The organism is Mongoliitalea sp., from assembly GCF_054166905.1.
The window spans coordinates 21550-45844 of sequence record NZ_JBSZCK010000037.1; the positions used below are offsets into that span (position 1 = coordinate 21550).

20 protein-coding genes are annotated in these 24295 nt (G+C 41.2%); 14 read left to right on the forward strand and 6 right to left on the reverse strand.

Features of this window, described 5'->3' with window-relative positions:
• Nucleotides 1–61: 61 nt before the first annotated feature.
• Genes ACXIUD_RS13605 through ACXIUD_RS13615 form a run of 3 tightly spaced genes read right to left on the reverse strand, consistent with a single transcriptional unit; the run spans nucleotide 62 to nucleotide 2464 of the window.
• A complete protein-coding gene (locus ACXIUD_RS13605) occupies nucleotides 62–1129 on the reverse strand; it encodes a branched-chain amino acid aminotransferase (RefSeq protein WP_458053190.1) in 1068 nt (355 codons plus the stop codon).
• Nucleotides 1130–1132: 3 nt separating this feature from the next.
• Nucleotides 1133–1681 carry a cob(I)yrinic acid a,c-diamide adenosyltransferase gene (locus ACXIUD_RS13610; protein ID WP_458053191.1) on the reverse strand — a complete coding sequence of 183 codons (549 nt, stop codon included), beginning with the start codon at nucleotides 1679–1681 and terminating at the stop codon, nucleotides 1133–1135.
• Between the two features lie 60 nt (nucleotides 1682–1741).
• A complete protein-coding gene (locus tag ACXIUD_RS13615; protein WP_458053192.1) occupies nucleotides 1742–2464 on the reverse strand; it encodes an ABC transporter ATP-binding protein in 723 nt (240 codons plus the stop codon).
• A gap of 226 nt (nucleotides 2465–2690) precedes the next feature.
• On the opposite strand from ACXIUD_RS13615, the gene ACXIUD_RS13620 reads away from it, so the two are divergent.
• The 7 genes from ACXIUD_RS13620 (at nucleotide 2691) to ACXIUD_RS13650 (ending at nucleotide 10125) form a co-directional block, all read left to right on the forward strand.
• A complete protein-coding gene (locus ACXIUD_RS13620; protein ID WP_458053193.1) occupies nucleotides 2691–3161 on the forward strand; it encodes a type I restriction enzyme HsdR N-terminal domain-containing protein in 471 nt (156 codons plus the stop codon).
• Between the two features lie 75 nt (nucleotides 3162–3236).
• The gene (locus tag ACXIUD_RS13625) at nucleotides 3237–3950 is read left to right on the forward strand and encodes a Crp/Fnr family transcriptional regulator (protein ID WP_458053194.1); all 714 of its coding nucleotides are present in this window, start codon (nucleotides 3237–3239) and stop codon (nucleotides 3948–3950) included.
• 81 nt (nucleotides 3951–4031) lie between these two features.
• Nucleotides 4032–4529 (forward strand): rhodanese-like domain-containing protein, encoded by a 498-nt coding sequence (locus ACXIUD_RS13630; RefSeq protein ID WP_458053195.1) that lies wholly within the window; start codon nucleotides 4032–4034, stop codon nucleotides 4527–4529.
• 482 nt (nucleotides 4530–5011) lie between these two features.
• Nucleotides 5012–5773 (forward strand): DUF547 domain-containing protein, encoded by a 762-nt coding sequence (locus ACXIUD_RS13635; RefSeq protein ID WP_458053196.1) that lies wholly within the window; start codon nucleotides 5012–5014, stop codon nucleotides 5771–5773.
• Entirely contained in the window at nucleotides 5766–7121 is a 1356-nt protein-coding gene (locus tag ACXIUD_RS13640; protein ID WP_458053197.1) for an NAD(P)/FAD-dependent oxidoreductase, read from the forward strand. The genes ACXIUD_RS13635 and ACXIUD_RS13640 overlap by 8 nt, the downstream gene beginning before the upstream one ends.
• Nucleotides 7118–8662, forward strand: a complete 1545-nt coding sequence (locus tag ACXIUD_RS13645) for a 4Fe-4S binding protein (RefSeq protein WP_458053198.1) — start codon at nucleotides 7118–7120, stop codon at nucleotides 8660–8662. The genes ACXIUD_RS13640 and ACXIUD_RS13645 overlap by 4 nt, the downstream gene beginning before the upstream one ends.
• Complete coding sequence (locus tag ACXIUD_RS13650) at nucleotides 8662–10125, forward strand: glycosyltransferase (RefSeq protein ID WP_458053199.1); 1464 nt, start codon at nucleotides 8662–8664, stop codon at nucleotides 10123–10125. The genes ACXIUD_RS13645 and ACXIUD_RS13650 overlap by 1 nt, the downstream gene beginning before the upstream one ends.
• 317 nt (nucleotides 10126–10442) lie before the next feature.
• Here ACXIUD_RS13650 and ACXIUD_RS13655 read toward each other — a convergent pair whose 3' ends face one another.
• Together ACXIUD_RS13655 and ACXIUD_RS13660 are read right to left on the reverse strand one after the other, a co-directional pair.
• Nucleotides 10443–11522, reverse strand: a complete 1080-nt coding sequence (locus ACXIUD_RS13655; protein ID WP_458053200.1) for a chorismate mutase — start codon at nucleotides 11520–11522, stop codon at nucleotides 10443–10445.
• A 54-nt stretch (nucleotides 11523–11576) separates the two neighbouring features.
• On the reverse strand, nucleotides 11577–12710 hold the full coding sequence (locus tag ACXIUD_RS13660; RefSeq protein ID WP_458053201.1) for a hypothetical protein: 1134 nt from the start codon (nucleotides 12708–12710) through the stop codon (nucleotides 11577–11579).
• Between the two features lie 170 nt (nucleotides 12711–12880).
• Here ACXIUD_RS13660 and ACXIUD_RS13665 point away from each other — a divergent pair, with 170 nt between their 5' ends.
• From ACXIUD_RS13665 to ACXIUD_RS13675, 3 genes are all read left to right on the forward strand, one after another.
• On the forward strand, nucleotides 12881–14068 hold the full coding sequence (locus tag ACXIUD_RS13665; protein WP_458053202.1) for a proline dehydrogenase family protein: 1188 nt from the start codon (nucleotides 12881–12883) through the stop codon (nucleotides 14066–14068).
• A gap of 62 nt (nucleotides 14069–14130) precedes the next feature.
• Nucleotides 14131–15849, forward strand: a complete 1719-nt coding sequence (lysS, locus tag ACXIUD_RS13670; protein WP_458053203.1) for a lysine--tRNA ligase — start codon at nucleotides 14131–14133, stop codon at nucleotides 15847–15849.
• A 487-nt stretch (nucleotides 15850–16336) separates the two neighbouring features.
• On the forward strand, nucleotides 16337–17551 hold the full coding sequence (locus ACXIUD_RS13675) for an arginine deiminase (protein WP_458053204.1): 1215 nt from the start codon (nucleotides 16337–16339) through the stop codon (nucleotides 17549–17551).
• Here the strand turns inward: ACXIUD_RS13675 and ACXIUD_RS13680 are convergent.
• Nucleotides 17548–20319 (reverse strand): putative LPS assembly protein LptD, encoded by a 2772-nt coding sequence (locus tag ACXIUD_RS13680; RefSeq protein WP_458053205.1) that lies wholly within the window; start codon nucleotides 20317–20319, stop codon nucleotides 17548–17550. The two genes, ACXIUD_RS13675 and ACXIUD_RS13680, sit on opposite strands and share 4 nt — an antisense overlap.
• A 66-nt stretch (nucleotides 20320–20385) precedes the next feature.
• On the opposite strand from ACXIUD_RS13680, the gene ACXIUD_RS13685 reads away from it, so the two are divergent.
• The 4 genes from ACXIUD_RS13685 (at nucleotide 20386) to ACXIUD_RS13700 (ending at nucleotide 24292) form a co-directional block, all read left to right on the forward strand.
• Nucleotides 20386–21189 (forward strand): N-acetylmuramoyl-L-alanine amidase family protein, encoded by an 804-nt coding sequence (locus ACXIUD_RS13685; RefSeq protein ID WP_458053206.1) that lies wholly within the window; start codon nucleotides 20386–20388, stop codon nucleotides 21187–21189.
• A gap of 3 nt (nucleotides 21190–21192) precedes the next feature.
• Nucleotides 21193–21894 (forward strand): glycosyltransferase family 2 protein, encoded by a 702-nt coding sequence (locus ACXIUD_RS13690; RefSeq protein WP_458053207.1) that lies wholly within the window; start codon nucleotides 21193–21195, stop codon nucleotides 21892–21894.
• Between the two features lie 71 nt (nucleotides 21895–21965).
• On the forward strand, nucleotides 21966–22475 hold the full coding sequence (locus ACXIUD_RS13695; RefSeq protein WP_458053208.1) for a hypothetical protein: 510 nt from the start codon (nucleotides 21966–21968) through the stop codon (nucleotides 22473–22475).
• Complete coding sequence (locus ACXIUD_RS13700; RefSeq protein WP_458053209.1) at nucleotides 22472–24292, forward strand: M64 family metallopeptidase; 1821 nt, start codon at nucleotides 22472–22474, stop codon at nucleotides 24290–24292. The genes ACXIUD_RS13695 and ACXIUD_RS13700 overlap by 4 nt, the downstream gene beginning before the upstream one ends.
• Nucleotides 24293–24295 lie beyond the last annotated feature (3 nt).

Consider the following 24295-nt stretch of genomic DNA (forward strand, 5'->3'; position numbering starts at 1 on the left):
CCTTTTGTTTGATAGCTATCCGCCTACAAATTACAACTGGCAGAAAATTTCATTCTTCAAATTAAACCTTACGGATCCAGCCGTGAGTATCAGTTACTTTACCGTACTTGATAGCATCCAACTTTCTCAATACTTGACTAGAGAAGGCATCTTCATCTTTAGCTGGTAACTCATAATCTGCACCATTGACATGAATCTTCGCAATATGAGCAATGGTAGCCGCAGTACCGGTCCCGAATGCCTCCGTCAACTTACCTGCTTGTAATAATTTCTCTAATTCACTCACCGTCATAAAGCGCTCCTCTACGACATACCCCATTTCTTTGGCCAAAATCAACACAGATTCACGGGTAATTCCTTTGAGAATAGTCCCTGTATGCGTTGGCGCAGTGATAATGGTGTCGTTGACTACAAACATCACATTCATGGTACCTGATTCTTCTATGTTTTGATGTGTTTTCCCATCAGTCCATAGCAATTGATCATAGCCCTGCTGTTGAGCTAACAAGGCTGGATACAAAGAAGCAGCGTAATTCCCTGCTGCCTTAGCAAAGCCTGTTCCTCCTTCTGCCGCTCGCGTGTAGGTTTGTTCTACTTTCACAGATACTGGTTTGGCATAATAATGACCAACAGGACAAGTGAAAATCATGAAAGAATACTTCTGAGAAGGTCTAATCCCTAAATAATCATCCGTAGCGAATACAAAAGGCCTTACATACAATGAGTATCCTGGCTTTTGAGGAATCCACTCAGAGTCGATCTCCAATAATTTATACAAACCTTCCATAAAAACTTCCTCCGGCACTTCCGGTATACACATGCGCTGTGCAGAAGCATTGAGTCGCTTTTGATTGGCATCTGCTCTGAAAAGCAGTATTTCTCCTGCATCGTTTTTATAAGCTTTCATTCCCTCAAAAACAGACTGTCCATAATGCAAGGTAGCATTGGCTGGATTGAGGCGTAAAGGCTCATAAGGAACAATCCGAAGATTGGTCCACTCTCCATTTTCGTAATCGGCCACAAACATGTGGTCACTGATGGTCTGACCAAACAATAAATTATCGAAATCTGTCTGGGCTAATTTTGACTGAGAGGTTTTGGTAACCTCAATGGCTAATGCTGTTTTCATGGGTTAATTCCTCGGCTTCCAAGTTACCTCATCCACACCCAACTCTTGGGTGATCTTTCTTCCTAATACAAAGAGGTAATCGGAAAGCCTATTTAAATATTTCACAATTAATTCGTCTACGTGTTCCTCCTCCATCAAAGAAATCACGCAACGCTCGGTTCTTCTACAAACTGTTCGGGCAATATGACAAAAGGAAACCACTTGATGGCCTCCCGGAAGTACAAAGTTTTTGAGCATGGGCAAACCTTCCTCCATAGCATCAATCTCCTGCTCCAACAATTCCAAATCTCCTTCCAATAGGTCTGGCCGCTTCACATTGTCTTTACCCGGTTCGGTAGCTAAAGTAGCACCTATGGTAAACAGACGATCTTGAATTTCCTTTAATACAACTTCCCGCTTTTGATTGACTTCCTGATCTCTCAGCAATCCAATATAGCTGTTCAACTCATCTACGGTCCCGTAAGACTCAATTCTAAGATTGGATTTCAATACTCTTCTACCACCCAAAAGTGAAGTTGTACCTTGATCACCTGTTTTCGTATAAATCTTCATGCTTACCTCGTTCCAAATTTTCCGCAAAATTACACATCTTCTTGGATAAACTCAGAAGAATTACATGATGGGTTCTAAGGTCACTCCTCTGGTTGGGTTTGGATTGATAGTATCGCTTTCAACCAAACCATCTTTCAATCGAACAATTCGATGTGCATAATGTGCGATATCATCTTCGTGTGTCACCATGATAATGGTATTCCCTTTTTGATGCAACTCATGAAAAAGCTCCATAATACTGTAGGAAGTTTTGGAGTCCAAGTTACCTGTTGGTTCATCAGCCAAAATAATACTCGGATCATTTACCAAGGCACGTGCAATAGCCACCCGTTGACGCTGCCCCCCTGACAATTCATTGGGCTTGTGTCCAACCCTATCTGCCAGTCCAACATTGGACAAAGCTTCAAAGGCACGCTCCTCTCGCTCTGATTTGCTGTAACCTGCATAAATCAAAGGTAAAGCAACATTTTCCAAACAAGAGGCTCTTGGCAAAAGATTAAAAGTCTGAAAAACAAATCCAATTTCCCGATTCCGGATTTCAGCCAACTCATTTTCCGTCATGTCCGACACATTTTTATTATTCAAAATGTATGTGCCAGCCGTAGGAGTATCCAAACAACCAATGATATTCATCAAGGTAGATTTTCCTGAACCCGAAGGGCCCATAAAAGCAACATATTCTCCTTTATTGACAGTTATGGATACTGATTTTAATGCTTGTACAATCTCAGCACCCATTTTGTAGGTCTTTTGGATATCGGTAGTCTCAATGATTTTTTTCATGCTACAATCAAATAGTTGGAATTCATCAAATATAGTTCATTATAACAGCCTACGAAAATATTTTTTGAATATCCTGAGCCAAAAGCATTGCCTGCCACTTTGATCTGCTAAAAATCAACATACAAACTGTAATTTCTCTAAAAAAACCATTAGAAATGTCTGCTTCTAGACAATCAAATACAAGGATGTACAAATCCCTGTCCATAAAAAACACCATATTTGCAGCATGATTCCAGAGCGATACGCCTTTCTTTCCGAACCATTAAATTTTCCCGAGTTCAATTTTGAGCTAAAAAATGAACAGGGAAAGGTGTATATCTATGATGCTTTGCGCAAAAAATCCTTGGTACTGACTCCTGAGGAATGGGTCCGCCAACACATGATTCAATACCTCATTCAATTCAAAAATTACCCTAAAAGCCTGATTTCTTTGGAAAAAGGCCTCACCTACAATCAACTCAACAAACGCTTTGATTTATTGACATTTAACCAAGAAGGCAAACCCCATGTGCTGATCGAATGCAAGGCTCCCGAGGTTCAGCTTACAAAAAAAGTAGTCAATCAAGTAACTATCTACAATCAAAGTATTCAGGCCAATATCATTGGAATATCTAACGGTAAGCAGCATTTCTTTTTTGAACTGAATAAAATTGAAAACCGCTACGTTCAGTTAACTGATTTACCAAATTTTGTTTGACAAAATTGTGACATTCATCATATTTTTCGTTAATTTTAGCCAGCATCTTACGGATATAACCCAGCATTACTGATTATGAAAGTACAGCAGAAAGCCACTCCTTGTGAACTCTGTCTCAGCCGAAAATTTTCCCTCTTCGCAGGTTTAGGTGAGCAGCATCTATGCCACCTATCGGATAGCAAGAACTTCATTACGCACAAAAAAGGTCAGACATTATTCTATGAAGGCACCAAGCCTTTGGGAGTATTCTGTATCAATGACGGAATCGTCAAAGTATATAAAACTGCCTCCAATGGCAAAGATCAAATCATCCGATTGGCTAAGAAAGGAGATTTCTTGGGATATACTTCTCTCTTGGGAGAGGAAGCCTACTCCAACTCGGCTACGATAATTGAGGACGCCAAAATCTGCTTTGTTCCAAGGGAATCTTTCCTTAAAGTCTTGGCAGAGGACAACGATTTTCACAGAAGAGTGACCAAAGCTATTTGCTCAGATTTGGGTGTAATGGAAGAAAAGTTGACCGATGCCACTCAAAAATCCATTCGGGAACGATTGGCTTTTACCTTACTTAAACTATCCGAGTCTTATGGATTGGATGGAGAAAACAGTGAAAAAATAGACGTGATGTTGACACGGGAAGAAGTTGCCGGATTGGTCGGCACTGCTACTGAAACAGTAATCCGACTACTTTCCGAATTCAAGAAAGACGAACTCATTGCCTTTGAAGGTAAAAAGATCATTGTCTTGGATAAAAAAGGCTTAGCGAGAATTTCCGACTTCTACGGATAATACAAACAACCACCATCTATATAAAACCTTTTAGCAATTCCGCTGAAAGGTTTTTCTTTTGTACCATAATTAGCAAATACGATGAACTTTAAGCGGGGATGGATTTTAACTTTAGTACTTACTGGGCTATTACAGCTAAGCGCATGCGGGCAAAGTACAGCGTTCAAAATGATGCTTTCCACGTTTTACGATAGTGACTTCCCTACTATTTTACCTAAGGAAATAGCGGATCTAAATAACCCGCTTCTGCTCGACACTAGAGAAAAGAAGGAATTTGCAGTTTCCCACATGAAAGGAGCCATATTGGTAGGGTATGATCATTTTTCACTGGCAAACATTCCAGAGAAAGACAAAAACAAACCCATTGTCGTATATTGTTCTATTGGAGTTCGAAGTCAGGATATCGGTAAACAATTAAAAGCCGCAGGGTTTACACAAGTATACAACCTCTATGGAGGTATCTTCCATTGGGTCAATGAAGGCAACCCCGTCTACCAAGGCAACAAACCAACCAATAAAGTCCACGCTTACAATAGAATCTGGGGGGTCTGGTTAACGGAGGGTGAGAAGGTGTATTGAGGGGAATGAACAGTTAGCAGTGAACAGTGGGATAGTGAAAAGTGATTAGTTATAAAGCGATTAAGTGATTAGTGATTAAGTGATTAAGTGATTAAGTGATTAAGTGATTAGTGATTAATTTATGAAAAATACTGCTGGTTGGCTTTTAACCTACCAATTGAATCAAAATTTAGAAATGAAATTGAAGTGAATTTGTCAAGTAATATACCCATCAATTGCCGTGGGTTTTAACCCTCGGAAGAAGGGATTTGAATAGGGAATTTATGGAGGGATTCTCCCTTTTCCAAAGTTTAGAACTTTGTAAAAGTTTTCTTGAGTCTTATGTCTTGGGTCTTATGTCTTGGTTCTTGAGTCTTGTCTCTTGATTCTTGATTCTTGTGTCCTATCTCCCATTTCTCCTACACAAATCGCCCTGCTTGACTCTAATTATTCATAGTACTTCGCACAAATCTGAAATCTACCTTCTAAAATCTAAGACCAACATGCTCAACTACGTACAACTTTTATTCATCCTTCTGTTTGTTCCGGTAGCTTGTGGGAGTTCAAAATTGGGTTTGGAAGGAACTCAGCCTCCTACACACGAATTGTGGAATGTACTTTTGAAAAAATATGTAAGCACGGATGGAAAAGTGAATTACCAAGGATTTATCCAAGATAAAGACAAATTGCAGGTGTATTTAGATCAATTGAGCAAGCAAGCCCCTGACCGCAAAACTTGGTCGCAAGATGAACAGTTGGCTTATTGGATCAATGCATACAATGCCTTTACTGTCAAGTTGATCATCGATAATTATCCCCTCAAAAGCATCCAAGACCTACAACCCAGACTGAATATCCCTTTGGTCAATACGGTATGGAATTTGGAGTTCTTTGAAATTGGCGGACAAAAAGCCAGTTTAGATGAAATTGAACACAAAATCCTCCGGAAAGAATTCCAAGAACCACGCATTCATTTCGCTATCAATTGCGCGTCTTTCTCCTGCCCCATACTCCTCAACGAAGCCTTCACAGCTGAAAAACTGGAGCAACAATTGCAAAAGACTGCGGTGGACTTCATCAATGATCCCAAACGTAATCGCATCAGCAGCAATGCGGTTGAGATTTCACAAATTTTTTCCTGGTTTAAGGGTGATTTTACTAAAAATGGCAGTATCATTGATTACTTAAATCAGTACTCCAAAATAAAAATCAACCCAAAAGCAAAGGTTTCACACCTCACTTACGATTGGTCTCTCAATGAATAAATCGCCCTACGTCATCATTGGAAATGGAATTGCAGGAATTACCTGCGCTAGACACATCCGCAAATATGATGCTGAGGCTTCTATTCTGGTGATTTCAGGTGAATCCGAACACTTTTTCTCCCGCACCGCACTCATGTATATATACATGGGTCATATGCAATACCAACATACCAAACCTTACGAGGATTGGTTTTGGGAAAAGAATCGTATCGAACTCAAAAAGACATGGATTACCTCCATTGATACGCAAAACCAACAACTTATCAGTGATCAAGGGGAGCAGATTCCCTACGGAACATTGATTATTGCCACCGGCTCCAAGCCTTTGACGATAGGTTGGCCTGGAGAAAATCTCCAAGGCGTTCAAGGCCTGTATAGCCTACAAGATTTGGAAAGCATGGAGGCAAATACCCAAGGTATTCAACGTGCCGTTGTTGTTGGCGGGGGATTGATTGGAATAGAAATGGCCGAAATGCTCCAAAGCCGAGGGATTGCGGTGACCTTTTTGGTACGGGAAAGGAACTTCTGGGACACCGTACTTCCCACTGAGGAAGCCCAGTTGATCAATAGACACATTCGCGCACATCATGTTGATTTACGCCTCAGTACCGAATTGGGCGAAATCCTAGCAGACGGCACCGGAAAGGTTCGTGCCATCAAAACCAAGGATGGAGAAGAAATCTCTTGTGAATTCGTAGGCTTGACTATTGGAGTCACTCCCAATATAGGTTTCCTACAAAACCATTCAGACATCCAAACCAATCGGGGTATACTCATCGATTCAATCTTTCAAACGAGCGTACCGGGTATCTATGCCATCGGGGATTGTGCCGAATTTAAAGAAGCTCCCGGGCCTCATCGAAAAAACATCGAACAAGTATGGTACACCGGTAGAATGCACGGGGAAACCTTGGCGTATAATCTTACTCATGGACAAAAAGTATCCTATAAACCAGGAATTTGGTTTAACTCTGCCAAGTTTTTTGATCTGGAATATCAAACCTATGGCTTTGTCCCCAACAAAATTCCCTCCACCTTGGACACGTTTTACTGGGAAAACAAGGCTGGGTCAGTAGCCATTCGGTTTGTTTATGATAAAAACGTGGGAACCATCAAAGGAATCAACTGCATTGGGTGGCGCATGCGTCATGCCTATTTTGATAGAGCAATTGAAGAGGGTTGGCTCTTTGAAAAGATTCTCTCCCATTTGGACAAGGCCAGTTTTGATGCTGAGTTTTCAAAAAATCACACCTCAGCGCTAATACAGGCATATAACAGCAGTAAACAAAGAAATGTATCCTTACCCAACAAAGGATTTTTCCAACGACTTGTAAAAGCATTTTCATGAAAGCTATCCAAAAACTAGGAATCGGACTTTTCTGTTTGGCATTGGCATTTTTCAGCTTTTTGCCTTTCATAGGACAATATACGCTGACAGCAGACCTGGTAAAATCCAGTGTCAAAGACATCCATCAGGAGCAATTAGTGGAGATTTTAGAGCCCATGTACGGGCAAACCTATACTTCCAATTTCGCATTTATAGCAGATTTCAACAATTACTTCAACACCTACAATGATGCCTTAAAAGCCAATCAGGAATGGGATGCTGTGATTTGGGACAATTATGCCTATGCACTCACCAAAGCTGCTACCCAAAGCCCTGTGATAGAGCAACCTTGGTTATACATTGGCATCACCTTGGTTCTAGGCTCCTTGGGGGCTTTATTGTACATTCTCCCCCTTTACAAAGACAAACTTCCCGGCATCAAGCATGACGGCATCTATTTTTCTTCCATGAAATCAAGAGGATTATTGGGGATATTGACGGGAACATGGTTGATTCTATTCTATGTAGTTCTTTATTGGTTTCCCGAGTATTTGACCAATTTGGTCCTGATGGTTGACCCAATCAGCATGGCTATTTCAGGCAATCCTGCCAGTCAGTGGTTTTTGTATGGCTTGATTTACACCTTGGCAATTTTGGTTATGGGCATCCGTATGTTTAAAAAATACAAAGGAAATCCCTATCAGCTCTTGAGGACCTCTTCCGTTATGTTTTTTCAATTGGCCTTTGCCTTTTTATTGCCCGAAATCCTGGTTCTTTTCAATATGCCATGGCACGATTTTAAAAATATCTGGCCATTGGATTATTCCTTTTTCTACGATTACCGATTGGACGGGATGATCAGCTCGGGTGCATTGGGCATGTTTATGTTAGTTTGGGGTATCATCCTCATTGTAGTTGCAGTACCCTTACTGACGTATTTTTATGGTAAACGCTGGTATTGCTCCTGGGTTTGTGGCTGCGGAGGTTTGGCCGAAACCTTAGGCGATCCCTACCGCCAACTCTCTGACAAAACCCTCAAAGCTTGGAAAGTCGAACGCTACCTCATTCATGGGGTGTTGGTATTTGCAGTGCTCATGACAGCGGTTACCTTGATCAATTACTTCATGGAGTTTGAACTGCTGGGGCAAGCGACCAATCAACTCCACAGCATTTATGGATTTGCCATCGGTTCGGCTTTTGCAGGAGTCATCGGCACGGGTTTTTATCCATTGATGGGGAATCGGGTTTGGTGTAGATTTGGCTGTCCACTGGCTGCCTATCTTGGACTCGTGCAGCGATTCAAATCCAGATTCCGCATCACTACCAACGGAGGTCAGTGCATTTCCTGCGGCAACTGTTCCACTTACTGCGAAATGGGTATTGATGTGCGTTGGTATGCACAAAGGGGACAAAACATCGTGCGCTCTTCCTGTGTAGGCTGTGGAGTTTGTGCCTCTGTATGCCCTAGAGGAGTACTCAAACTGGAAAATGGTGAAGAAGAAGGTAGAATTAACGACCTTCCCATTATCATTGGCAATAAATCCATCACGATCAAAAATTAATGTTTGTACTATACATTTTTGTAGGACTCTATGCAGTAGCCATGCTGTTCATATTCCTGTACGGATTGGCACAGGCGGATTTACTGATTCGGTATTGGAGAAAACCGAATCAAGAACATACTAAGGCACTTCCTTCTGTTTCGGACTTGCCAAAAATCACGGTTCAACTCCCTATTTTCAACGAACGATATGTAGTAGAGCGCTTGATTGATGCTGCGAGCCAGTTTAACTACCCCAAAGAATTACTGCAAATCCAATTGTTGGATGATAGCACCGATGAAACATCAGAAATTATCCAAAACTGTATTCTAAAATATCCGGAAGTAAATTTCCAATACATTCATCGCCACAATCGACAAGGATTCAAGGCAGGAGCATTGAAAGAAGGGCTTGCTCAAGCATCAGGAGATTTTATAGCCATTTTTGATGCAGACTTTGTCCCTGATCCTAATTTTCTGTTGGATACCATTTCCCATTTTCAAGACTCAAAAGTCGGTATGGTACAATCACGATGGACACATCTGAACGAGGATTACTCCATTTTTACTCGTCTGCAAGCCTTTGCACTGGATGCGCACTTTACTGTAGAGCAGACAGGCAGGAATTTACAACAAGCATTTATCAACTTTAATGGAACGGGTGGAATTTGGAGAAAAAGCTGCATCATCGATGCCGGTAACTGGCAGGATGACACGCTTACCGAAGATTTGGATTTAAGCTATCGGGCACAGCAAAAAGGCTGGAAATTCGTATACAGGGAGGACATAGAATCCCCCGCCGAACTCCCTCCTGTCATGTCTGCCATCAAGTCCCAGCAGTTTCGTTGGACCAAAGGTGGGGCTGAGTGTGCTGCTAAACATCTCAAAAATGTCTTAAGCGAAAAACATAGCTTACATAAAAAATGGCACGCAACGGCTCACTTATTGAATGCTGTATTATTTATTGCTGTTTTGGTGGTGGCTATCAGTTCGATTCCTCTTTGGTATGGATTTTATAATGGATTATTGCCTACTTGGCTGCTTACAGTGGCCAAGATTTTCTTGGCTGGATTTATAATCGTCGCTGGTGTTTATCTCTCGGCAAACATCAGTTTAGCGAAATACAAAGGAGCTTCTATGCTTAAGTTTTTATGGGAGTTACCCTTGTTTTTGATGGTCAGCATGGGCCTTTCTTTACACAATTCACAGGCAGTCATAGAAGGCTTGACAGGAAAAAAATCTCCTTTTATCCGAACCCCGAAGTACAACCTTCAAAAGTCTGACAAGTGGTGGAGGAATCCATACCACTCCTTTAAAATTCCTTTCACTACCTATTTAGAAGCAGCTTTTGCAGGGGTTTTTGCTTGGATGCTCTACTTGGCTATTTCCTATGGTCAATTTGAAATGATCGTTTTTCACGGAATGTTGTTTGTGGGTTTTTCGATTGTGAGTATAGCGTCGTTCCTAAGCTATCGGTCCAATTGACCATCTCACACTTCAAATCTTAAGGCTCGCAGAAAGCGCTGAATCCGCGGAAAAATTGGAACACAGATTTTAAACGGGTTTATAGGATTAACACAGATCTAACCTAGCATCTCGAAAGCACTGTTCGCTTTTGTCTTGTCTCTTGTTTCTTGTCTCTTGTTTCTGATTCTAAACTCTCGTCTCCTGCTTGCAGCAGGCAAGTCTCGATTTTAAATTCATTCTTCCTTCCCAATGCTGGGGGTTAAAACCCACGGATGAGGGTGGTACGCCATTTCTCATTCTTCATTCCTAATTTTTCATTCACCACTGTTCACTACTCACTGTTCCCCCTCCATCTGCTTGGATTGCTCTCTGATCGATTCTACGTGGATGATTCGGAACAATTCTTTGATAAAATCAGGATTAAGATTCATCTGAACTGCCCACTCTGGCCGGGATTGGAACACCTTTTTCCAGCGATCGATTTGGAATAATGCCACATCATTCTCCTTTTTGAAGATTCCCGCTTGTTCGACTAGCTTCATTCGCTGACTTAAAGTTGCGAGCAAAGCCCTATCCACCTCATCAATTTGTTCTCGGATCAGCTCGAGTTTACTCTTGAAAATAGGATTTTCTGCAGAAGGGCTTGGGACATGTAGTCGGGACAAAAGTTCACTCAATGCAGCAGGGGTTACCTGTTGGGCGGCATCAGACCAGGCTTCATCCGGACGGATATGAGATTCAATAATCAACCCATCCATATCTAAATCCAAGGCCATTTGCGCAATCATCGGAATCAAATCTCTTTTTCCGCAGATATGGCTTGGATCATTGATCAATGGTACATGTGGATACCGCGTTTTCAACTCCAAAGGAATCTGCCACAGGGGACTATTGCGATACGTATGATCATTGAAATTGGAAAAACCGCGATGGATAGCTCCCAAGCGACGAATTCCAGCTTGATTAATACGCTCCAACGCTCCTATCCATAGTGCTAAATCGGGATTTACAGGATTTTTTACCAAAACAGGAATATCAACCCCTTTCAAGGCATTGGCTATTTCCTGGACAGTAAAAGGATTGACAGTGGATCGGGCGCCTACCCATAAAATATCCATTCCAAATTCAAGGGCTTTTTCCACATGGTAAGGCGTTGCCACTTCCGTAGCAAACTTCACCCTGTACTTTTGCTTGACATCCTTGATCCAAGGGAGGGCTATTTCCCCCACCCCTTCGAATGAATTAGGGCGTGTCCGTGGCTTCCAAACTCCTCCACGGATGACTTGTATACCTCTCTCCACCAATTCACCCACGGTGGTATCCAACTGCTGTGGTGTTTCCACACTACAAGGTCCGGCAATTATAAAAGGTTTATCGGTAGCAAAACCCCATTCACTCAAATGTATAGTATCCACAGCTCACATTTATTTGGATACAAAACTAGCTTAAATTGAGTTTTGTTCCCATTCCTATTTGAAGATGGTATATCCAAGAGTCCACTCAAAGAAGTCAGCTCTCCCCTTATGGGCTTTGATGCTCAATCCTGTAAAAAGATTATTATCAAAACGATAACGAAGTCCTATGCGCTGATAAAACCAATTCCATTCATCATTAAATCTATTGCGATGAGTATAAATCCCCACACCCATAGGCGCGTATAATTTCTCGGTAAGCAACCATTCCCAAGAACCAAATACAGCAAAGGAATTAGCGTCCCAAAAAGAATTCTCCCGTGGTTCCTGCACGCGTGTCTCCCAACCTCCCGAATGAAAATGCTCCAAGCCTAGACCAAATCTATGCTTATAGGAAAACTCTCGTAATACATGAATCCCAGTTCCCATTTTGAAATGTTTGATATCCCCAACAAAATATTCCTTCACACCAGGAGCTATGTGAAAATGTATGGCAGTTTTTGGTTGATGCTTAGGTAGAGATGTATCAGTGAAATCCAAATTACTTTCCTTAGTCAGACGATATTGAACACCCAAAGAGAATGGAAACAGATTAATTCCGGAATTTGGTAAACTGGAAGCACCATTGGAAAAGTGTTTAAAACCAAATGTACTAGATAAAGCTGTACGATCAGTTAAGTTCACAGCAGCTCTGAAACCGAGGTGAACGTACACATTTCTGTAAGATCCAATAAATAGATTCAACGGGTTATCCTCTGGATCAAATGGATTGAAATTGTATGAAAGTCCATAGGATGCAAAATAACTGAATCGGACAGCCTGATGTCTTGGGAAAGTAAAAGGCATATTGAGGAAAAAATACAAAGCATTGGGTTCACCTACGTTAGCATTGTGAAAGGTAGAACTGTAAAAACCAACTCCAAAAGTAGGAAAGCGATAAACTTTTGAATACAGATTATCAGACCCTCTTCGAAAGCCTAAGCGAGCATCTACGCCAATGTAGGAAGAGGAATTCCTAATTTGCTCTCCAAAATCAGAGCCATTCCCGAGCATAGGACCACCCTCCACACTTAGATCAAGATATTTTTCAAATTTGCGTGATTTCTTTGGTTTGGTTAAGTCTATTTGTCCAAACACTTGTGTGCTTAAAATCAATGCACATGACAGCAAAAACAATTTTGACGCTTTCATGAATTTATCTTTGTTGATGAAAAGACGAAGTACTGCTTTTTTTATTCAGAAAAAAATGAAGCATGCAAATATCTTCTGAAAATAAGCAAAATCTTTCTTACAGTTCTTTGCCAAACAATTAACAAGTCCACGTAGTTTTTTGATATATTTGCGCCATAATTTGAAGCTTTATGCCAGTCAAACCCAAAATTTCTTTTGAGAATCTAGAAGTAGCTTTTGCATCCAAATCAGACGCTGAATTAAAAAAAATGTATCTGATTTTTGCCACAGTCAATAATAACTTGGCAGTCAATGTAGGCACAAAGCTAGCCAATTGGTCTTTTGCCCTCGGTTTACCCATAAAGGGAATCATGAAAGCTACCATGTTCGGGCATTTTTGCGGAGGAGAATCCATTGAAGACTGTGAATCCTCAGTAAAAAAACTGGCTGATTATGGAATTAAAACAATCCTTGACTACTCCGTAGAAGGTAAAGGTGATGAAGCAAGCTTCGAAGCTACCAAAAATGAAATTCTTCGTACGATTCATCGATCTGCAGGAGATTCAAACATTCCTTTCGCTGTGTTTAAAGTGACTGGTTTGGGTGATTTTGCGATTATGACCAAGATCCAAGAGAAGAAAGTATTGAGCACTGCCGAACAAGATGCCTACGACCGCATGAAAAAACGGGTAGACGAGCTCTGCAAAGCAGCTTTTGAAGCAGATACCAAAATCCTGATTGATGCAGAAGAGTCTTGGTTTCAGGATGTCATTGACGAAATGGCCTATGAGGCTATGAGTAAATACAATCGAGAAAAATGCATTGTGTACAATACCTACCAAATGTACCGTCATGATATGCTGGACCGACTAAAGAAAGCACATGCCGTAGCAAGTGAAAAAGGGTATTGGTTTGGAGCCAAATTGGTACGTGGGGCTTACATGGAAAAAGAGCGGGACAGAGCAGCTTCAAAAGGCTATCAAAGCCCGATCCAACCCACCAAAGAAGCCTCCGATAAAGACTATAATGCTGCATTGACATTCTGCGTAGAGAACCTTTCTAACATGGGATTGGTTTCTGGTTCACACAATGAACAAAGTAATCACTTATTAGCGGAGTTGATTGCGGAACATGGATACGATCCACAGGATGATCGGCTATACTTTGCACAACTGTATGGCATGAGTGATAACATTTCTTACAATTTGGCTAAATCAGGTTACAATGTAGTAAAATATGTGCCTTATGGCCCGGTAGAAAAGGTGATGCCTTACCTTTCCAGAAGGGCTGAAGAAAACACCTCTGTGGCAGGTCAGTCAAGCAGGGAATTTGATTTGGTCCGTAGAGAAATCAACCGAAGAAAAGAGGCAAAAGCGTAAATTCATACTTTATATAAATCATTTCCTAAAGGTCGTGAGACCTTTTCTTAATTAATCAGAAAATGCAATTACTGAGCGAACAGGAATTAGAACGTAGAAAAGACAGAGAAGAGTTGATGAAACTAGGGATCAATCCCTACCCAGCGGAATCCTTCCCCATCAATGTATCTGCACAAGATATTCATCAAAATTATGAGCGTAGAAAAAACGATTATAAAAACATCTCCATTGCAGGCCGCCTGATGAGCCGTCGCATCATGGGCTCTGCTTCTTTTGCAGAAATCCAGGACTCCACGGGAAGACTTCAGATCTACATCAGAAGAGACGATATTTGCCCAGGAGAAGACAAGACCTTCTACAATACAGTTTTCAAAAAGCTTTTAGGCATCGGAGATTTCATCGGTGTGAAAGGGTATATATTCACAACTCAAACAGGAGAAATTTCCCTCCATGTTACAGAGCTGACAGTACTTTCCAAGTCTGTCAAACCACTTCCTGTAGTTAAGCGTGACGACGATGGCAACGTGTACGATGGATTTACTGATCCTGAATTGCGATACAGACAGCGCTATGTGGACTTAGTAGTAAATCCAGAAGTGAAAAATGTATTCTTGACCCGTTCCAGAATCATCACCAACATGCGTAAATTCTTTGATGATCGCGGTTGGTTGGAAGTGGAAACCCCTATCCTTCAGCAAGTGCATGGTGGAGCTGCAGCAAGACCATTCAACACGCACCACAATACCTTAGACATGCCTCTTTACTTGAGGATTGCCAACGAATTGTATCTAAAAAGATTGATCGTAGGTGGATTCGATGGGGTATATGAGTTTGGAAAAATGTTCCGAAACGAGGGAATGGACCGTACCCACAATCCAGAATTTACCTCCATGGAAATCTATGTAGCCTACAAAGACTACGTATGGATGATGGAAATGGTAGAGAACTTATTGGAAAAAGTCACCGAGTCCATCCACGGAAAGACGGTAGTCACTGTGGGGGATAAGCAAATTGATTTTGCAGGACCTTACAGAAGATTGACCATGTTTGATTCCATCAAAGAATATGCTGGAGTTGATGTGAGTGAACTAGATGAAACAGGCCTACGTCAAGTTTGTGCAGACATGGGAATCGAGGTGGACGACAGTATGGGTAAAGGTAAGTTGATTGATGAAATTTTTGGACAAAAAGTGGAAGCTAACTTGATTCAGCCAACCTACATCACTGATTATCCTATCGAAATGACACCTCTAGCGAAAAAGCACAGAAGCAAAGAGGGCTTGGTAGAGCGTTTTGAGTTATTTGTGAATGGAAAAGAAATTGCCAATGCTTACTCTGAGTTGAACGACCCGATTGATCAGCGCGAGCGCTTTGAAGACCAATTAAAATTGGCCGCTAGAGGGGATGACGAGGCTATGGCTATGGATGATGATTTCTTGAGAGCTTTGGAATACGGCATGCCTCCAACTGCTGGTCTGGGAATTGGTATTGACCGCTTGACCATGTTGTTGACTAATAATTCGACTATTCAGGAAGTATTGTTCTTCCCTCAGATGCGTCCAGAGAAGAAGGTGAAAATTGCTTCGGATGAAGATTTCATGGCCTTGGGTATTCCAGCAGGTTTGGTTCCTGTCATCCGCGACATGAATATCCATACGATTGAGCAACTAAAAGAGATGGATGCAAACAAGCTATTCAACGATGTATGCGGACGAAGAAAAAAACTCAAGCTAGATGTCGCCAATCCTACTAAGGAAGAAGTAGAGAGCTGGTTGCAGTGAGAAGTTGACAGTGAGCAGTGAACAGTTGACGGTGAGCAGTTGACGGTGAACAATGAGGAATTAGAAATGAAGAATGAAGAATGAGAAAAAAAAAATGCTTCGTCAAAGTACTCATCTGAAAATCCTCTTCTATAATTTTAAAAATGGAGTGCTTTCCAGCGCTCCATTTTTTTATGTCTCATTCAAATTTTACAGAAATCCGTTTTTTCAATACCTAAGCTCCTCAGGGGAATGAAACTTTTCCAAAGTTCAAAACTTTGGAAAAGTTCGAATCTAGCATCTTTTCTCTTGATTCTTGTTTCTTGTCTCTTGATTCTCAGTACTTGGTACTTGGTACTTAGTACTTGGTACTTAATACTTGGCACATAGTATGCGCCTTTACCTACTTTTTCAATTCTTACAAATATTTTCCTAAAAATTGCTGTTTTCAAAACCACACTATCGAAATTTTGCAGTAATTTTAAGAAATTCACTTCTACAGCAACCTATGAATCTTCGATTAAACTCTGAATTTGGCACCTTAAAGGCTGTCTTGATGCACAGACCGGGCAAAGAAATAGACCGATTGACCCCTTACAACAAGGAATTTTTATTATTTGAAGATGTGCCCTACCTGGAGGCTATGCAAAAAGAGCATGATTATTTCACTGATTTGATCAAGCAATCTACGGGAGCTACAGTTTTCAGACTCCGGGAACTCTTAATGCAGGTTCTTTCGAATAAAGAAATTTTAGAGAGCTTGATGAAAGCTGCTTTATCCCGGACAGGCCAGGTTCATCTCTGTGAATATATCTTAGATAGACTTTCTACAGCTGAATGTACAACTGTATTGACAGCCGGAATCAAAGTACACGAACTCAAGAAAAAAATCCCGAATGCTCCCACAGGAGAATTGATGGATTATGCATTTATTATTCCTCCAAGTCCCAATTTATACTTTCAGCGGGACCCTATGGCCTTGACACCTGGAGGAATAATTTTCTCCAGTATGAACAAAGAAGGGCGTCAACGGGAAGCTGATCTCTTGCGTACCATTTTCGAAAATCATCCCGAGTTTAAAGAGCATGTTAACAGGCTTTACCCTATCAATGGTCATGACAATCCTCCAAGTATAGAAGGCGGGGATGTGATTGTGCTGTCCAAAAAGGCCGTCGCCATCGGGAATTCTGAACGCACCAATGAAAAGGCCATCTACCATGTCGCCAAGGCCCTCCTAGCAGAAGGAACAGTGGAGCGTGTCTATGAAGTACACCTCCCACAAAAAAGGCAATATATGCACCTAGACACCGTGTTTACCATTTTGGATGAAAACCTGGTCCTCACTTACCCAGATGCCATGAATGCTGTTTTACAAACCTCCTTATACACCCTAAAGGACATCAACGAAGACAAAGTAAATATTAGACGTCAGGTATTAAAGGAATCCTTATTAACTATATTAGAACGGGAGATCCCTCACTTGGAAATTCTTTCTACGGCAGACGGGAATCCAGATTATGCCATGCGGGAACAATGGTTTGATGGAGCAAATGTCTTTGCGATCGGACCTCGAAGAGTGATATCCTATAATCGAAACATCCATACGAATAGAGCCCTACGAAATATGGGAGTAGAGGTGTTGGAAATACCATCATCAGAGCTATCCCGTGGATTAGGTGGACCAAGGTGTATGACTATGCCATTAAGCCGAGCGAAGCTTTAGAAGTCAAAGAAGCTTCTTCTTCTGGAAACTTTCAAGTCTTGGAGCATAGCCGCATTGACTCTAATATCAATGTTATAAGAAGTAAATCTTCCAAACGGTATCCAGCTCATATCCAATCTCCAGCAATGCAAATTTCTGGAGATTCCTATCATGGTTTGGGTGATTTGAGCAGTCATAAAATCATATCCTCCGTTAAACTTCACCTTCCACTTCTCGGTCAAACTCACATCACCATTAAAGGTCATAGCTGAGGTGATATTCGCATCACGTCCTGGTTGGCGGTTATATGCAATATTATACCCAAAACCCAAATTCCATGGAATACTCCAGTCGATGTACATGGATGGGTCATTGACAATTCGGGTAATTTCATTTTCCACAAATTCATTCATTACACCACCTTGTTGCAAAAAGTCATTGGTTAAGTCTTCTCTCAATTCTCCAGGAGAGCGGTCACCACCTCGTGGATTAATATTTCCGTTTACGTTTAAAGTTAAATTACGAAGATTTCCGAGTCCTTGCCCAGCAGTCCAAGCCAATTCATTGATTCTCCTACCAGTCGTTGCACCTGTCTGAGGATTGGTTATCCGCTGCTCTGCATACAAATCAAAATTTCCAGAAAAGTTGAGCGATAATTTATCGTCAAAAAAGGAAGTACGTGTATTAAAATTTAATGGGGCAAGCTGAAAGGAATCCGCTGCAAAGTTGTAAGAGGTAGAAAAGTTTAAGGACTGTAATAAAGGGATTTTTTTGGTTTCAATTTTATCATCATCTGAATCCTGTTTGATTTTGGCTTCCAATACATTTCGGATATTGATAGCCAATGCTCTGGACTCCCCGAGTGGTGCTCCTGAAAAAATGAATCCCTGATGTCTAGAAAATAATTGCGTATTTCCTTCTTGATCTACCTGTACCTCCTGATAGAAGCCAAATGCTGGATTGGAGAAATCAGGGGTGTAATTGAAAGAGAAGGTTGGTTGCATGTGGTGCCTGATTCGCTCGATTTTCTTTCCTCTTTTGGGTGTATAAAAACCATAAATGTTCGTATTCAAAGAAAAGGAGGAGTTAAAGAACCCTACTCTATTAAAGCCATTTTCCAAAATCCTATCCACCCTATTTTCAACAGGGTTAAAATAGTAGTTAATCCGTTCGAGATACCATAATTCTGTATAGTTAGCAGCGGCTGTCCCTGTAAAGTGCTTCAATAAGCGGAAATTAGAAGAAACCGGAATGGTATGCCGTGCTCCATTATCCGCCTCACGTAGTAGCTGTGCAAAATTCTCCCGATTAAATGGGATGACATTCGGGTTTTGATTTAATCCTACCTCAAGCTCTTCCTGCTGAATCAATGCCGCACTTTGCACTCCAAATGGTGGAGTAATTCTGTTATTGATACTGTTTTGAAGATTGAAGTTCCAGGCAATATTCAAAGTCTTAATCGGCTCGATACGGGAGTTTTGAAAAGGATTCTGACGGTTCATGTTGACCGCAATATCCGGCAAAATGATATTTACCTCGTCGGTTTGAATATTTTGAGAATGCCGCATATTTGCTGACATACTAAAAGGCGTACCTTGGAATGTTTTACTGTAAGAAATATTTGAGGAAAATTCAGCCCGCGTATTCGCTGCGAAACTGACAGGATTGATGACTACGTTATTATAATTCGACGTACCTGCATTAACTGACGCTGAAAATCGTGAATTACCTCTGGACTCTGGAGAATGGTTCCAGTTGACCCAAACGGTATTATAGTCAATGGGATTCAATTCTGTTTCCGGACTTTGAAACACCTGGTAATCGATATTGAATCCACCATTGTACTTGTATCGCTTTTTATAGACGGTAGCTGCCTTTGCACCGTAGCCCCCTAAGGAATAAACATCGGCAGTCACACGGGTGTGGATATAATCATTGAAAGCAAAATAGTAACCGAAATTTCTTAAGAAAAACCCACGCGCACGCTCTTGCCCCCATGAAGGGAAGACAATACCCGAAGCTTTTTCATCCGGAGTATCCGGGATAATCCCAAAAGGAAGACCCGCTGGCGTTGGAATCCCATTGAAATGTAGATTGAATGGTCCTGTTACGACTTGTTTTCCTCGGATAGATTTGATTTTATTTGCGGAAATATGCCAATGTGGTTCGGCCAAGTTACAGGTGGTGTAATACCCTCTATCCAAGTAAATACTCCCGTCCTGATCTTTTTTGATGGTTTGTCCTCGCAGCAAACCATCCTGCTGCTCTGTCACCACATCTTTAATGATGGCTTTTTGGCTTTTGAAGTTGTAGCGCATTTCCTTTCGAATTTCGTAGGATGTGCCCCCCTCTTTAAAAATTGGATTGCCTTGGATGTTCCCTAAACTATCTACTACTCCAGAAGCAAAAATCTCATTTTTCTCCCAGTCCACGATGATCAAATCTGCATCCAAACGGATATTCCCATACTCAAACCAGGCCTCTTTGTGCAAGATTAACTTATTATTGACAAAGTCAGTGATGATGCTATCCTCTCCGTAATAATTAATTACTGTCTGAATATCACTTTTAGGTACTGTTTTTGTAGAATCGGCAAGAGGAACAGTATCTTGGGTAAGCTTGTCTAGAGAGTCTAAGGGAGAAAGGTCTATTGTCTGGGGATTGAGCACAGTATCAGGTGCCACAACCCTTCTTTCCAACCCCCGTTGATTCCTTTGTTGCGCATACGCTGCTGGACTAAACCAACCCAACAACAAACACGCTAACAAGCAAAGCCACTTATTCTGCACTGATAGATTTTGATTTGATTAAAAATTTCTAAAATTTGCCTTGGCAAAGTTAATAGTTTACCACGCATGGAACGCTTCAAAGTAAAAAATATTCTGCTAATTTCAATTTTTACGCTCTCTTTAGTTTTTGCGGGCTTTTCTCCTACAGGGAGTAAGGCTCCTGAATATCGATTAAAACGAGTGGTTATAGATGCAGGCCACGGAGGCAAAGACCCTGGCGCTGTAGGAGCTGTGTCCAAAGAAAAAGATATCGCCTTGGCTGTAGCCTTAAAAGTCGGTGAATATGTAAAGCAAAATCTTCCAGGCGTAGAAGTTATTTACACAAGAAATTCCGATGTCTTCGTGGAACTAAAAGAGCGGGCCAATATCGCCAATCGCAATAAAGCTGACCTATTTATCTCCATTCATTGCAATGCCGCCTCCAATAGGGCCGCTTACGGAACAGAGACTTTTGTAATGGGTACCAAGAACTTTGAAGCCAATTTCGAGATCGTCAAACGTGAAAACTCAGTAATTTTATTAGAGGACAATTACCAAGAAAGCTACGAAGGATTTGATCCAACCTCACCTGAGTCTTATATCATGTTTAATTTGACTCAAAAAGCGTTTTTGAGTGGAAGTATTTCCCTTGCTTCTAAAATAGAAAATGATTTTTCTACAAGAGTAAGCCGTACAAGTCGAGGTGTAAAGCAGGCTCCATTATATGTATTATGGACCACCTCTATGCCTTCTGTATTAGTTGAGTTGGGCTTTATTTCTAATCGGAATGAAGAAGCTTTTATGAATAATCAGCAAAATCAAGCTTACCTTGCTTCCGCCATTTACCGCTCTATCAAAGCATACAAAGAAGAAATCGAAGAGTTACAATAGGAAATGATAAAAACTAAGGATTTTCCTATTGTAGATGTGCTCATTCCCGCTTTCAATGAAGAGAGCTCCATTGGACTTGTAATCAAAGATATTCCCTCATACGTGCGTCATATCATTGTAGTCAACAACAACTCAAAGGATGGGACAAAAGCTGTGGCAACTGAGGCAGGCGCCATTGTGTTGGATGAATCCTTAATGGGCTATGGAAAGGCTTGTTTGACAGGAATGAGTTATTTGGGAAATCTGGAATTAGAACCAGATATTTTGGTTTTTTTGGATGGAGATTACAGCGATTATCCTGAACAAATGGACGGACTACTTGAACCAATCATCAAAGAAAATATAGATTTTGTATTAGGTTCACGCGCTAAAGGCAATCGGGAATCAGGCTCCATGACTATCCCTCAAGTATTTGGCAACTGGCTGTCTACTTCGCTTATGCGTTGGAGGTTTGGTACGACCTATTCAGACTTAGGCCCCTTCAGAGCGATCAAATGGGGAAAACTAAAAAGCCTCCACATGGTGGATAAAAACTACGGTTGGACAATAGAGATGCAAATCAAAGCTGTGAAGCAGGGACTTAGCTATACGGAAATACCCGTTGACTACCGTAAAAGGATTGGTGTTTCTAAAGTCAGCGGTACAATCAAAGGAGTTTTTGGAGCAGGCTATAAAATTTTATGGACCATCTGGAAATATCGATAACCACATAACTAACTATAGATCAATAGGATATTTGAAAAATTTTTTATAAGTTTCCTATCATTATCAACACTATGAAAGGAATATTTTTTTCTCTTTGCTGCCTGCTGATCGCAGGGTGTTTTTCCTGTAAAAGCAGTGAACCTACACAGCAAGCAATCAAGGAACCATTGGTAGTTCCCGAGCCCACTTCCGGGCCAGAGATCCTTATGGCTACTTTTTACATCAACCAACAAGATTCCTTTCAATTGAGTGAAGCATTTATCAACGTAGGTTACCTCAAAAGCAGCCCATCCATGCCGTCTTTTTCCTATGATGGAGACCTTCGGCTTTCTTGGCTGTCAGTGAATGGGCAAGTCTGTAAAGAAGAAATTATTTCCAACCCTCTTCTCAAAAAAGTAGAATATGTCAATGATATTGAATCGGGAAAAATCAGCGCAGAAGCTGTCGATCTGGAGGAAACCACCTTCTTCATTCGACAGCAATGGGACGATTGCTTTCATTCCATCCGGATAGAAAAGAAAGATGAGGAAGAATGGAAACTTATTAAACTTTTAACTTTTTCCAAACCACCAATCCAATGAAAACACTTTACAAACTCCAATTTCTGATGCTTTTGTTTTTGGCAAGCATTGTACAGGTTAAAGCACAGGTATTTCCAATGGAAACGATCGTATCCAACGGTTCACCGGACAAAATGGTGAATTTGATCATTATGGGTGATGGATACAAAGCAGCGGAGCAAGAAAAATTCATGCAGGATGTTCAAAAAAACATTCAAGGGATGTTTACCCAAGAGCCTTGGAAGTCACGGGCGCAATTGATCAATGTATATGCCATCAAAGTTATTTCCAATGTTTCCGGCGCTGCGGATAGGCCTTCTCAGCCCATAGATAATTATTTTGGAAGTTCTTTCAACACCTCAGGAATTGAGAGGCTCTTATACCCTACCCGTATCAATCGGGTTGTCAGTGTATTGAACAGCAATGCACCCTTTTACGACATTGGGGTGATCATGGTCAATGATGAGCGCTATGGAGGTGCAGGGGGAGCTTTTGCAACTTTTTCTACGCACCCATCTGCTTTGGAAATTATGATCCATGAGTTGGGGCATACCTTTACTTTTTTATCCGATGAATACTGGGCCGGAGATCAGTTTGCCCGAGAAACAGCCAATATGAGCAAAGACAATAATCCAGAGAGTAACCGCTGGAGAAGCTTTTTGAATGCTGGAGGAGTAGGTATTTACCCCCATGAAGAATCACCTTCATGGTTTAGACCACACAATAACTGCAAAATGCGCTTTTTGGGAAGGGATTTTTGCGCAGTCTGCATGGATCAACTCACTTCAAAAATAACCGCCCTAACTGCACCCACGCCTTTACGAGCTCCTACATCCTTTTTTGGAGCCGATAAACTGGAAATATTTGAAGGGCAAGAAGTCCGCTTTTTTGACCTCAGCAGTCAATCTCCTCAAAGTTGGTCTTGGGTCATCCCTGGAGGAAATCCTGAAATAAGTAGTACTCAAAACCCTACAATCACATTCTCGGAGGAAGGAAGCTATCAGGTTACCCTGACCACTACCAACAGTGAAGGAACCTCCACCTTTCAGCGAAATAATTTTATACTTGTCAAAAAAGATACAGAACCACCTGTCCTTCGAACACGGAACCCCATTATTCAGCTCAATCAATCGGGACAAGCAAACCTAACTGTCGAACAAGTGGATAATGGCACGAGAGACAATGTTGGCATCCGTGAACTAATACTATCCCAAACTGCATTTGATTGTTCTCACGTAGGTGTAAATGAAGTAACCTTCCGGGCTGTAGATGTCAACGGAAACGAGGCAAGTACCACTATTTCAGTTACAGTAGTGGATACAATTGTTCCTGTAGTTCGCACGAAAGCATTTACACTCATGCTAGATGAAGAAGGATTCGGTGTACTTAGAGCTGAGGACATTGATGATGGTTCTTCGGATAATTGCGGTATCGAAAGTATGAGCCTTTCTAAAACTGAATTTGGAAGAGCCGATGCCGGAGACAATACCGTCACCTTAACTGTCAGAGATGTGAATGGCAACAGCAGTAGCGCAACAGCAACAGTACGGGTGGATGTGATCCTTTTTGCAGGGCGAGAAAGTCACGAAGCTGTCGTCCTCTACCCTAATCCTAGTCAAGGATTTATACAGATTTCTTTCCCTAGAGTAATTGATCCTAGCTTGAAAAGTATTGAGATCATAGATGCTAAAGGAACACAACTTCGAAGTATACAAAGCTTCCCTACTTCAGGAAAAGTTATCCCAATTGACGTAAGTCATCTGGCAAATGGTTTATATTTACTCCAATTAACGAAAGAAAATCAAATCGAAACGCTTCGGTTTGTAATTCAGAAATAAAAA

Bases quoted from the DNA above. Each gene is read 5' to 3' on its own strand.
- ACXIUD_RS13605 (WP_458053190.1), bottom strand. From the start codon at position 1,129: ATGAAAACAGCATTAGCCATTGAGGTTACCAAAACCTCTCAGTCAAAA.
- ACXIUD_RS13630 (WP_458053195.1), top strand. From the start codon at position 4,032: ATGAACTTTAAGCGGGGATGGATTTTAACTTTAGTACTTACTGGGCTA.
- ACXIUD_RS13675 (WP_458053204.1), top strand. From the start codon at position 16,337: ATGAATCTTCGATTAAACTCTGAATTTGGCACCTTAAAGGCTGTCTTG.
- ACXIUD_RS13690 (WP_458053207.1), top strand. From the start codon at position 21,193: ATGATAAAAACTAAGGATTTTCCTATTGTAGATGTGCTCATTCCCGCT.
- ACXIUD_RS13660 (WP_458053201.1), bottom strand. From the start codon at position 12,710: ATGAAAGCGTCAAAATTGTTTTTGCTGTCATGTGCATTGATTTTAAGC.
- ACXIUD_RS13650 (WP_458053199.1), top strand. From the start codon at position 8,662: ATGTTTGTACTATACATTTTTGTAGGACTCTATGCAGTAGCCATGCTG.
- ACXIUD_RS13625 (WP_458053194.1), top strand. From the start codon at position 3,237: ATGAAAGTACAGCAGAAAGCCACTCCTTGTGAACTCTGTCTCAGCCGA.
- ACXIUD_RS13635 (WP_458053196.1), top strand. From the start codon at position 5,012: ATGCTCAACTACGTACAACTTTTATTCATCCTTCTGTTTGTTCCGGTA.
- ACXIUD_RS13665 (WP_458053202.1), top strand. From the start codon at position 12,881: ATGCCAGTCAAACCCAAAATTTCTTTTGAGAATCTAGAAGTAGCTTTT.
- ACXIUD_RS13695 (WP_458053208.1), top strand. From the start codon at position 21,966: ATGAAAGGAATATTTTTTTCTCTTTGCTGCCTGCTGATCGCAGGGTGT.
- ACXIUD_RS13620 (WP_458053193.1), top strand. From the start codon at position 2,691: ATGATTCCAGAGCGATACGCCTTTCTTTCCGAACCATTAAATTTTCCC.
- ACXIUD_RS13640 (WP_458053197.1), top strand. From the start codon at position 5,766: ATGAATAAATCGCCCTACGTCATCATTGGAAATGGAATTGCAGGAATT.
- ACXIUD_RS13685 (WP_458053206.1), top strand. From the start codon at position 20,386: ATGGAACGCTTCAAAGTAAAAAATATTCTGCTAATTTCAATTTTTACG.
- ACXIUD_RS13610 (WP_458053191.1), bottom strand. From the start codon at position 1,681: ATGAAGATTTATACGAAAACAGGTGATCAAGGTACAACTTCACTTTTG.
- lysS (WP_458053203.1), top strand. From the start codon at position 14,131: ATGCAATTACTGAGCGAACAGGAATTAGAACGTAGAAAAGACAGAGAA.
- ACXIUD_RS13615 (WP_458053192.1), bottom strand. From the start codon at position 2,464: ATGAAAAAAATCATTGAGACTACCGATATCCAAAAGACCTACAAAATG.
- ACXIUD_RS13645 (WP_458053198.1), top strand. From the start codon at position 7,118: ATGAAAGCTATCCAAAAACTAGGAATCGGACTTTTCTGTTTGGCATTG.
- ACXIUD_RS13700 (WP_458053209.1), top strand. From the start codon at position 22,472: ATGAAAACACTTTACAAACTCCAATTTCTGATGCTTTTGTTTTTGGCA.